Source organism: Streptomyces sp. NPDC056527 (genome assembly GCF_042794475.1).
Lineage (GTDB): Bacteria > Actinomycetota > Actinomycetes > Streptomycetales > Streptomycetaceae > Streptomyces.
This window is the reverse complement of record NZ_JBHTTQ010000164.1, coordinates 1-10,482: the sequence shown is the minus strand read 5'-3', so window position 1 is coordinate 10,482 and position 10,482 is coordinate 1. Positions and strand designations below refer to the sequence as shown.

The window sequence follows — 10,482 nt, the reverse complement described above, 5'->3', positions numbered from 1 at the left end:
GTTCTCCCGGTGGGGGGCGCGGCCCCCGCGGGCCCCCCCCCCAACCCCCCGTCGGGTGCGCTCTGGTGGCGGGGGGGGCCCCCCGGGGCCCCCCCCCCCCCCCCCCCCCCCCCCGGCCCCGACGTCGTGGCACGGCGGAAGCCCCGACGCCGCACCGGGAAAAGCTGAGAATTGTTCACTTTCCATTGACAGGGCGCACCATGGGGCCCGAAAGTGCCGTGAGCAACCAGCACCCCGGCGATCGAAGCGAGTCCTTCATGACAGCGCCCGTACCCGAGTTCCCGGCCGGCTTCCTCTGGGGAGTCTCCGCCTCCGCCTTCCAGATCGAAGGCTCGCTCACGGCCGACGGCCGCGGCCCCTCCAGCTGGGACGCCTTCACCGGAGAACAGGGGCGGGTCAAGGACGGCTCGCACGCGGACGTGGCCACCGACCACTACCGGCGCTACCGCGAGGACGTGGCGCTGATGGCCCGACTCGGCGTCGGCGCCTACCGGTTCTCGGTCTCCTGGTCCCGCGTCCTGCCCGACGGCCACGGCCGGGTCAACGACAAGGGGCTGGACTTCTACGACCGGCTCGTCGACGAGCTGTGCGCCTCGGGGATCGCCCCGGTGCCCACCCTCTTCCACTGGGACACCCCGCTCACCCTGGAGAAGCAGGGCGGCTGGCTGAACCGGGACACGGCCGAGCGGTTCGCGGCGTACACCTCCGTGGTCGCGGAGCGGCTCGCGGACCGCGTGCCCATGTGGATCACCATCAACGAGCCCGCCGAGGTCACCCTGCTCGGATACGGCCTCGGCGAGCACGCCCCCGGCCGGCGTCTCGTGTTCGACGCCCTGCCCGTCGCCCACCACCAACTCCTGGCCCACGGCATGGGCGTACAGGCCCTGCGCGCCGCGGGCGCCCGCCGGATCGGCATCGCCGCCTCCCACAGTCCCGTGTGGACCGCAGGCGACAGCGACGACGACCGGGCGGCCGCCGAGCTGTACGACACCCTCACGAACCGCCTCTTCGCCGACCCCGTCCTGACCGGCTCCTACCCGGCCGGCCTGGCCTCGCTCCTCCCCGGCCCGGTGGCCGAGGACCTCAAGACGATCTCGGCCCCCCTGGACTGGTACGGCATCAACTACTACAACCCGATGCTCGTCGGCGCCCCGCAGCCCACCGCCGACGCCGACTCCGCCTTCGGCGGCATCGAGATACCGTCCGACCTCCCCTTCGGCATCCGGCAGATCGAGGGACGCGAACTCACCGACTTCGGCTGGCCGGTGGTCCCGGACGGACTGCGCGAACTGCTCGCCACCATGCGCGAGCGCTACGGCGACCGGCTGCCGCCCCTCTACATCACCGAGAACGGGTGCTCGTACGGTGACGGGCCGGATCCCGAGACGGGGCGGATCGACGACGCCCGCCGGATCGCCTACCACGACGGCCACGTGCGCGCGCTGCACGAGGCGATCGCGGAAGGCGCCGACGTCCGCGGGTACTTCATCTGGTCGATCCTCGACAACTTCGAGTGGGCGGAGGGGTACCGGCAGCGGTTCGGGCTCGTCCACGTCGACTACGAGACGCTGGAGCGGACGCCCAAGGAGTCGTACGCCTGGTACCGCGACCTGATCAAGAGCGGCAGATGACCGCCGAGGGGACGGCGGCGGAGGGAACCTCGGCAGAGCCGGCCCGCACGACCGGCACCCCGGCCGGCGGACGGTGGGTGAGCGCGCTGTCCCTCGCCAACCTCGGGGTCTGGGTCGGCTGGTTCGGCCCTCTGCAACTGCTCCTGGCACGCCAGGCCGAGCACCTCACCCCCGACCACAAGGCGTCCACCCTCGCCCTGGTGACGGGCGTGGGCGCAGCCGTGTCGATGGTCGCCAACCCCGTCTTCGGCGCGCTCTCCGACCGGACGACGGCGTCCGTCGGCCGGCGCATCCCCTGGGTCGTCGGCGGAGTGACGGGCGGGGCGGCCGGGCTGCTCGTCCTCGCCGGGGCGCAGAGCGTCGCGACCGTGATCGCGGGCTGGTGCCTGGTCCAGCTCGCCCTCAACGCGGCCTTCGCCGCCCTCACCGCGGCGGTCCCCGACCAGGTGCCGCCGCGGCAGCGCGGACTGGTCGGCGGCTGGCTCGGCGTCTCCCAGGTCGTCGGCATCCTGGCGGGTACGGCGCTGGCCACGGTCGCGGGCGGGGTGGCCGCCGGATACGTCGCCTGCGCGGCCTTCTCGGTGCTCGCGGCCGTTCCGTACGTACTGATGCGGCGTGACACCGCGCTCTCCGTCGCAGCGCGGCCGGCCTTCCGCTGGGGGACGTTCCTCGCCGGCTTCTGGATCGACCCGCGCCGCCACCCCGATTTCGGCTGGGCCTGGCTGACCCGGTTCCTGATGAACCTGTCGTACTCCATCAGCACGATGTACCTGCTCTACTACCTGACCGACGCCGTGCGCTACGACGGCGACGCGGACAACGGCGTCCTGATCCTCACGGCGCTCAACGCGCTCACCCTGCTCTCCACGGTGGTGATCAGCGGCATCAGGTCGGACCGCAGTGGCCGGCGGAAGTCCTACGTGATCCGGTCGGGTCTCGTCATCTCCGCGGCCACCCTGCTGCTCGCCGTCTGGCAGACCTGGACGGGCGCGGTCGTCGCCTCGCTCGTGCTCGGCCTCGGTTTCGGCGTGTACACCGCTGTGGACTTCGCCCTGCTCACGGACGTGCTGCCGACGGCGGAGGACCGGGGCAAGGACCTTGGCGTCATCAACATCGCCAATGCGCTGCCGCAGGTGCTGGCCCCCGTGGTCGCGGCCCCGATCGTCACCCACTTCGGCGGGTACACGGCCCTGTACGCGCTCGCGGGCGCCCTGGCCCTCGCGGGCTCCATCCTGGTGCGCCGCATCCGCTCGGTCCCCTGAGGCGACATCTCGCGGTCCAGTCGGCAGGGAACGGCTTTCGTGCGGACGGGGCCCCTGGCCTGGGGGAACTTCCCCGCTCGTTCACGCGTTGCGGAGGGCGACCTGATCGTTCGACGTGTGACACGACGGCGGCGCCGTCGTCGGGGGAAGTGAGCAACCCATGGCCATGGTGGGCCTGTTCTGGATCGCCGAAGGTGACGTGTACGTGGGCGCGAAGCCCTCCGGCCCGGGTCCCGGGGCGCGCCTGACGCCTGAGGGGGTGGTGGCCCTCGGTGACGGACAGTCCGGCCTCCACCTGTGGGAGGACGTGCGTGCCCTGACGATGGAGGACGTCCCCGTGACATCCCTGAAGCGGCGGATGGGCGCGGTCACGGAGCTGGCCCTGGACACGGTGGTGAACCTGGCGCTGCCCGGGGGCCCGGGCCCGGGCGGCGGGCCCCCGGCGATCATGACGATGCGCGTGCGGACACACGACGGCGAGCACGAGCTGAGGACCTATGTGGCCGCCGTTGTCGGCTACTCCTCGACGGAGGTCGACCTCTCCCGAACCTTGTTGTCCCGCCTCACGGAGGGCGCCGCGACGATGGCCACGACGCTGGCGGCGATGTCGGAGTGGGGCCGCGCCTGGGAGGGCGGGTCGCCTCGGGTGTCCCAGCGGGAGGAACTGTTGCGGCAGTGGGTGAGCTAGGTACCCCGGCGGACCGCGGCGCCGTGGCGTCGCCACACTGACAGAGCGATTCCCGGTGTCCCCCCCGTGGCCGGCCCGCTCCGGCCGCGGCCGGAGACCCGTCGTTGCCACGTTCGGGTGACAGGATCCGTGAGGCCCGTTCACGCAGCGATGGGCCCCTAGCCTGGTTGTCGATCTACTTCCGGGCGGGGGATTCGTACGATGCGGCTGCGCAGCCGAGAGCGGCTCTGGCGCTACGAGGACATCCAGGCCCAGCCCACCGACCTGCACGATCGCCGGTGGCGTGCGGCCCGGCTGGCCGGGGCCGCCGCACCGCTGTTGATCGTGGTCGGGTCGGGGCGGGTCGACCTGGGGTCGGGCTCCGACGTCCTGCGCGTGCTCCTCGCCGTGCTCATCCTGGTGCGCGCGGGTATCGGCGACCGGCGCATGCGTGTGATCAGCAGGGCGACGAGGCGTCAGCAGTGCCGCACCGAGGCCGTGTTGCTGGTCGCGGCGACAGGGCTTGCGACGCTGCTGCCGCCGGGCAGGGCGGCTCCCTCCCTGTGGGAGGTGGCCCTGTCGGTGGTGGCCGCCGTCGCGGTCACCCTCTTCGGCTGCCTGTGCGAGTACCGGACATGGCCGCAGGTGCGGGGAGTGTCGTCACTCCGGGTACGGTGCCTCGGCCGCCTCCGGACCTGGCTCTGCTACGGCTGGACCCCGGCGCTGGTCGCCGTGGTCCAGCCGGATGCGGGCGCGCTCCTGCCCGCGGCCACGGTCATGACCGTCCTGGAGATCGGCTTCGCCCTCATCGCGTTGCGGACCGGCGACTGGGCCTTGCGCGCGGATGCGGCGGTCGCGCTTCTGACGACACGGATCGCCGGCGACCGTTTCCCCCTCGGCCTCTACGCGATCGCCCGCGAGCGGTGGTGGGCGACGGCGACACGTCCACCGCACGAGCCCGACCTGGCGCTGTGGGAACTGTGGCTGCGCCACCGTGAAATGCTGTCCTCCCGCAAGGCGTACGGCCTGGTGCCGATGGTCTGGCGGTCCGTGAGAGCCGTGCCCGCCGCGGAGGGGGAGCCGTGGATCAGCGCGGCCGAGGCCGCTGCCGAATCGCTGCGCTGGCTCTGCAGCCAGCACATCGGACCGGACTCCGCCCGGCACCGGGAACTGTGGAACACCTCGCGGATCGTCACGGCGATGACCGCGATGGTCCGGGCGGAAGTGAGCTGTTCCTCCGGGGAGTTCGACTACGCGCTCAACAACCGCCTGTGTGCCGCCGAGCTGTACGCCGAAGCCGGCCTCCACGGCAACGCGGCAGCCGCTCGCTGTCTCGCCGCCGACGTGCTGATCTTCGACCTGCGACGGCCGGAGGAAGCCCGGCGGGAGCTGGAACAGGTCACCGCCCAGCGGAACCTGCCCAGGGCGGTGGCCTGTCTGGCCCTGGTGCTGAAGGCGGCGGCAGGCGACAGGGCGGCGAGCGCGGCAGCCGCCCGCAGGATGCCGCTCGACCTGCGGTCCGCCAAGGGACTCTTCGACGAGCTGCCGACATGGCTGCCGTTCGGCAGCCACTTTCACCAGGAGATCGCGTTCGTGCGGTTGGTCGAGCAGCGCTTCGCCCGCATCGCCGAGACGCTCGGACCGAGTCTCCCCGCCCAGGCCCGGGCGCGCGGAATGCACAGCTCGTTCGCGGACCGCTACGAGATGCCCGCCGCCCACGATCTGCGTCAGGCGCTGCAGCGCGCGCGGGAGTCCCGGGAGAGCGGATCCCCGGCCGCGCGGAGCATCGCCGAAGAGGTGGCCTCCGTCGCCCGCTCCCTCGGCGACCTGCCGAACGAGGCGGAGGCCCACAGGCTGCTGGCTCGGATCGCCGAGGCGGAGCGCCGCTGGGCGGACCTCTCCACCGAGCTGCTGGCCGTGGTGGATCTCGTCGAGCGGTTGCGGGAACGCGTCAGCGACGGCGACACACGGATCGACCTGGACCTCACACCCTCCTGCGTGCAACTGATCGAGCTCATCGTCGACGGGCGGGCCGGCCACCTCACGCCGGCGGACGCCGTGGAGCTGGCCGAACGCAGCCGGTCCCGGCTGCTGCTGGAGGTGTTCGGCTCCTCCGTGGCTCCTGAACTCCCGCTGCAGCTAGCGGAGTTGCATGACCTGGAGCGCAGGATGGAGCAAGGGCGGGTGCGAGGCGGAGTCCTCCCGAGCCCAGACCGTACCGGCTTCGGGCACATGGACATCTACCCTGCTCATCAGCGACGGTACCGCGCGGCTCGCGAGGCGGTCTGGGCGGAGCTGGAGGCGTCAGGACCGCTCGGCGCGGCCTACGTCAGACACCGGCGTGGAGCCCCGGCCACCTTCGAGGAACTGCGCACGGTTCTGCCACCCGGAGTCGTGCTCTGCGAACTCGTCCGCTGCGGCTCGCGGATGCTGGCGCTGGTCGTGCGCGCCGACCGGCCGACGGCGGCGGTCTTCGCGGTGCCCCTGGACGAGGACCCGAACGTGCTGCCTCTGCCCGCACCGGACGGTCCGGCCCAGTGGGGGGATCCGTTGCGGTCCCTGCTGCGGGCGGTGACCGAGCACGTGGCGGCAGGGGAGACCCTGTGGCTCGTGCCCGACGGGCCCCTGCACGGCCTGCCCCTGCATGCGGTCGAGGTGGACGGGACCCCGCTCGGCGAGCGCAATCCGCTCTGCGTCACCCCCAGCGCCTCACTGCTGCGGCATCGGCTCGGCCGGGACGGGGAATCGGACCTCCGACGGGCGCTGATCATGGCCGACCCGGACGGCGATCTGCCGCACGCTCGGGCCGAAGCCCATCTCATCGGTGCCCTCCTGCCCCACGCCGAGGTGCACACCGGCGGTTCCGCGACCCGCCGCCGGCTGCTGGAGAGGCTCGGTGCGCAGACGTACGACGTGCTCCACCTCGCCTGCCACTACGGCTTCGACCAGGCACAGCCCTCGGGGTCGGCGGTCCGTCTGGCCGACGGGCGGCTGACCGTGGAGGACTTCCTCTCCGTACGGCTCGACGCCTCCCTGGTCGTGGTGAGCGGATGCGAGACCGGGGCCCAGCAGTACCGGAGGGGCAACGAGCTCATCGGCCTCACCAGAGCACTGCTGCATGCCGGGGCCAGGGCGGTGATCGTCAGCCAGTGGGCGGTCAACGACGTCTCCACCGCTCTGCTGATGGCCGGCCTCTACCGCGAACTCGGGCGTGGCCGCCCCGTCGCGGCGGCCCTGTCCGCGGCGCGCAGCGAGGTGCGCGGAATGAGCTTCCGCGACGCCGTCGCGCAGTGCGAGCGGCTCGGGAACCTGTCGGCGAACCAGCCGATCGCCGTGCGGCTGGGGCACGACCTCGCCCGGCTGCGACTGCGGGCCGGTGACACGGCAGGGGCCTTGAACGAGATCGAGAGACTGCTGCCGGGCACCGGAATCGGCACCGAAGAACGCCGTGCCCTGGCCGAACTGAAGCGACAGGTCCGATTCCAGCACGGCCGGTTGAGCTGCGACTACTCGCTGCCGGCCTTCGCTTCCCCGTTCTTCTGGGCACCGTTCACCCTGGTAGGAGACTGGCGATGACACTCGGCGAACTGGTCCTGGCTCCCGTCACCCCGCTGTCCGAAGCGGTGGCGGACGGCGGCTACGTCATGACCGTGGATGCGGAGGGGCGGCCCACCGCGCTCGGCAGGCTCGACGACGCGGACACCGGCCTTCCGCCGGCGGTGCTGCTGCCGGCTCCCATGACCATGTCGGCGTTGTGCACCGGCGATGCGCTCGACCTGCTGGCCCTCAATCCGTACGGTGCGCTGGTCCACGACGGCGGTCGCACGCTCGGTGTGCTGGAACGGCACATCGTCTCCGAGTACCTGGTCGCCCTGTCCGCCCGCGGCACGCTGCGCAGCGACACCCCGTCGCCCTCGGACGCCGTTCTCGCCGGTACCTGCACCACCCCCGTCGCACGGGTCATCTGCCACTGCGGCCGGCTCACCACGCTGACCGCGTACGACCCCGACTTCCCGCCGGTCTGTCCCGGAGCGGGGCCGGAGGCCACACCGCATCCGCTGGCCATCAGGGCGGAGTGACCGATGTTCACGACGACGCTGGGCGAGGCGGCCCAGTTCGCGGGCCGTCGATTCGTCCGCGTCGTGCTGCTGCCCAGCCTGGTCTTCTGCTCCCTGCTGGTCGTCGTCGCGCTGGTCGGTGGAGAGCGGCCTCCCAGTGCCTGGCTGCATGCCTGGAGATCCCAACCCGTCGAGGTCAAGGTAGTGCTGGTGGGAGGTTTCCTGACCGCCGTCCTGCTCGTCTCCGCGTTGCTGGAATCGGCCCAGTCCGCCCTGCTGAGGTGCGCGGAGGGCTACTGGGGCCGGCTCGCGGACCTGTCGCTCGGCCGGTTCGGACGCCGCTGCCACCGGCTGCGGCTGCTGAGGTCTCCCGACGGATCGGCGCAGCACCTCTACCCGCCGAGATCTCGACCCCACGAGGTGAGACCGACCCGCCTGGGGAACATTCTCAAGGCCGCGGAGCTGTACCCGCAGTTGCGCTACGGAATCGATGCCGTCCTCGTGTGGCCCCGACTGTTCCATCTCCTCCCGGGAGGGTTGCTCGGAGCACTGGTGACGGCGCGGGCGGAGTTGTCCGCGCTCCTGGTACGTGCCGTCCTCTCCTGTGCCTTCGCTGTACTCGGCGCCGGCTGTGTGGCAGCCCGGGGAGGCCCGCCGGCCCTCCTGCTGTGTTGCCTGTGGGGCGGCATCCTGCTCGCATGGGCCTCCTACCGAGGCGCCCTCAACGCCGCGCTGGTCTACGGGCAGCACGTCCGGGTGGCCTTCGATCTGCACCGGATCGAACTCCTCGAGGCGCTCGGCGAGGAGCGGCCCCCCGGTCCGGACGCGGAGCGGGAACGCTGGAAGCGGATCTGTCTGTTCTGGCACCGAGGTGTTCCCACGCATCACGCGATCCCGCCGGCCGAGGGCCCGCGGACCGCTCCCGACGTTCCGGATGCGCGGACGGGCACGACCATCTCCCTGACCCAGTTGACCGTGGCGGTCGCTGCCGCCGTCGGACTCGTGGGAGCCCTGACCCTGTAGGCGTGACGCCCCCCACTCGTTCGTATCACGGTACGAACGGGCGGGCGTATTCTCGTACGGGGGTACCGCATGAAGAGGCCGCGTCTGTCCTAACCTGCGGAGATGATCAGGCATATGTCCGCGCGCCCCGCCCGGAGCCTCGGCCGGGTCCTCGAGGACTTCGGCCACACACTGCTGGACCTGGTGTACGGCGACCCCGAGGCGGCCGGGGAGATCGGCGGCGTCGGCATCCACGATCCGTACGACGAGCAGCACTACCCGGAGCACGCCATCGTGCTCGGTGTGGGCGTGCACGAAGCGGCGGAGATCGCCCGGCTCCTACGCGGTCTCGCCGCGCTCGGTGCCACCGCTCTCGTCGTCCGCGGTCCCGTCGCCGACGACGATGAGCTGGAGCACGTCGTGGACGAGACCGGCGTCGCTCTGCTCGCGCTCACCCGCGGAGCCTCCTGGGCCCAGCTGGCGGCGATGCTGCGCACCCTGCTCGCCGAGGGCGATGTCGGCGAGGCCGAGGAGCAGACCCTGGGCGGGGTGCCTTCGGGCGACCTCTTCGCCCTGGCCAACGCGATCGCCACCCTCCTCGACGCCCCCGTCACCATCGAGGACCGCCGCTCCCGCATCCTCGCCTTCTCCGGCCGGCAGGACGAGGCTGACACCGCCCGGGTGGAGAGCATCCTGGCCCGCCAGGTGCCCGAACGGTACCTGCGTCTCCACGAGGAACACGGCGTCTTCAAGGAGCTGTATCTCAGCGAGGGCCTGGTGCACGTCCCCGCGCCGACCTTCGGCGACGAGGTGGCGCTGCCGCGGGTCGCGGTGGCCGTGCGTGCCGGTGACGAGTACCTCGGGTCCGTATGGGCCGCGCTGCGCAAACCCCTCACCGAGGAGCGCGAACGGGCGCTCCTGGAGTCGGCCAAGCTCGTGGCCCTGCACATGCTCAGGCTCCGGGCCGGCACGGACGCGGAGAACCGACTGCGGGCCGACCTCGTCACCACCGCGCTGGAGGGAGGAGCGGGGGCGGTCGAGGCACTGGGCCGACTGGGGCTCGTCGACGAACCCACCCTCGTCATGGCCATGGGCCTGGCACCCGACCAGGGGGAGGACCACGCCCACGTCACCGCCGAGCGCCAGCGCCTGACCGGGGCCCTGTCCGTGCACCTCACCGCCGTCCAGCCGCGCTCCGCCGTCGCACTGCTCGGCGATGTCGCGTACGCGCTCTTCCCGGTGCCGGGAGACACCGCCCAGGCCCGGGAACGCGCTCTGGACGTGGCGTCGAACTTCCTGCGACGCACCGGCGGCCGGGCCGGCGTCGTCATCGGGATCGGCTCGGTGGCCGACGAGCCCGCCGCGCTCCCGCGCTCGCGGGCGAACGCCGACCGCGCGCTGCGGGTGCTGCTCAGCGGCCGGGCAGCCCAGCGCGTGGCCTCGATCGCCGACGTGTACGTCGACGCGCTGCTCATCGAGATGCGGGACCTCGCGCTCGCCCATCGCGACGAGCTGTCGGGTCCCCTCGCCCGGCTCGTGGCCTACGACGCCAAGCACAACGCCCACCTGGTGGAGACGCTGCGGGCATGGCTGGACGCCTTCGGGGACGTGATCACCGCTTCCGCGAGCGTGTTCGTCCACCCCAACACCTTCCGCTACCGGATCCGTCGGGTGGCCGAGGTGGGGGAGATGGACCTCCGGGATCCGGCCGCGAGGTTCGCCGCGATGGTGCAACTGCGCCTGCTGGGCCCGGGCGCGGGCCCCCGACGCGGCACCCACGACGGCGGCGGGACCGGAACCGACGGTTCGGATCCGACCGCCGCGTCGACGGGCTGAGACCTCAGGACGTCCACGTCGACGGG

7 protein-coding genes are annotated in these 10,482 nt (G+C 72.3%); all 7 read left to right on the top strand.

The genetic code is table 11. The features are described from left to right. Positions 1-257: 257 nt before the first annotated feature. Entirely contained in the window at positions 258-1,631 is a 1,374-nt protein-coding gene (locus ACFQ7Q_RS36310) for a GH1 family beta-glucosidase (RefSeq protein ID WP_383562972.1), read from the top strand. Then, a complete protein-coding gene (locus tag ACFQ7Q_RS36305; protein ID WP_383562969.1) occupies positions 1,628-2,893 on the top strand; it encodes an MFS transporter in 1,266 nt (421 codons plus the stop codon). The genes ACFQ7Q_RS36310 and ACFQ7Q_RS36305 overlap by 4 nt, the downstream gene beginning before the upstream one ends. 160 nt (positions 2,894-3,053) lie before the next feature. Further along, complete coding sequence (locus ACFQ7Q_RS36300; protein WP_383562966.1) at positions 3,054-3,581, top strand: hypothetical protein; 528 nt, start codon at positions 3,054-3,056, stop codon at positions 3,579-3,581. Positions 3,582-3,782: 201 nt separating this feature from the next. Beyond that, positions 3,783-7,136 (top strand): CHAT domain-containing protein, encoded by a 3,354-nt coding sequence (locus ACFQ7Q_RS36295; protein WP_383562963.1) that lies wholly within the window; start codon positions 3,783-3,785, stop codon positions 7,134-7,136. Beyond that, on the top strand, positions 7,133-7,639 hold the full coding sequence (locus ACFQ7Q_RS36290) for a hypothetical protein (RefSeq protein WP_383562960.1): 507 nt from the start codon (positions 7,133-7,135) through the stop codon (positions 7,637-7,639). Before ACFQ7Q_RS36295 ends, ACFQ7Q_RS36290 begins: the two co-directional genes overlap by 4 nt. A gap of 3 nt (positions 7,640-7,642) precedes the next feature. After that, positions 7,643-8,641 carry a hypothetical protein gene (locus ACFQ7Q_RS36285; protein ID WP_383562957.1) on the top strand — a complete coding sequence of 333 codons (999 nt, stop codon included), beginning with the start codon at positions 7,643-7,645 and terminating at the stop codon, positions 8,639-8,641. A gap of 114 nt (positions 8,642-8,755) precedes the next feature. Beyond that, the gene (locus ACFQ7Q_RS36280) at positions 8,756-10,456 is read left to right on the top strand and encodes a PucR family transcriptional regulator (protein ID WP_383562954.1); all 1,701 of its coding nucleotides are present in this window, start codon (positions 8,756-8,758) and stop codon (positions 10,454-10,456) included. The last annotated feature ends 26 nt before the right edge of the window (positions 10,457-10,482 follow it).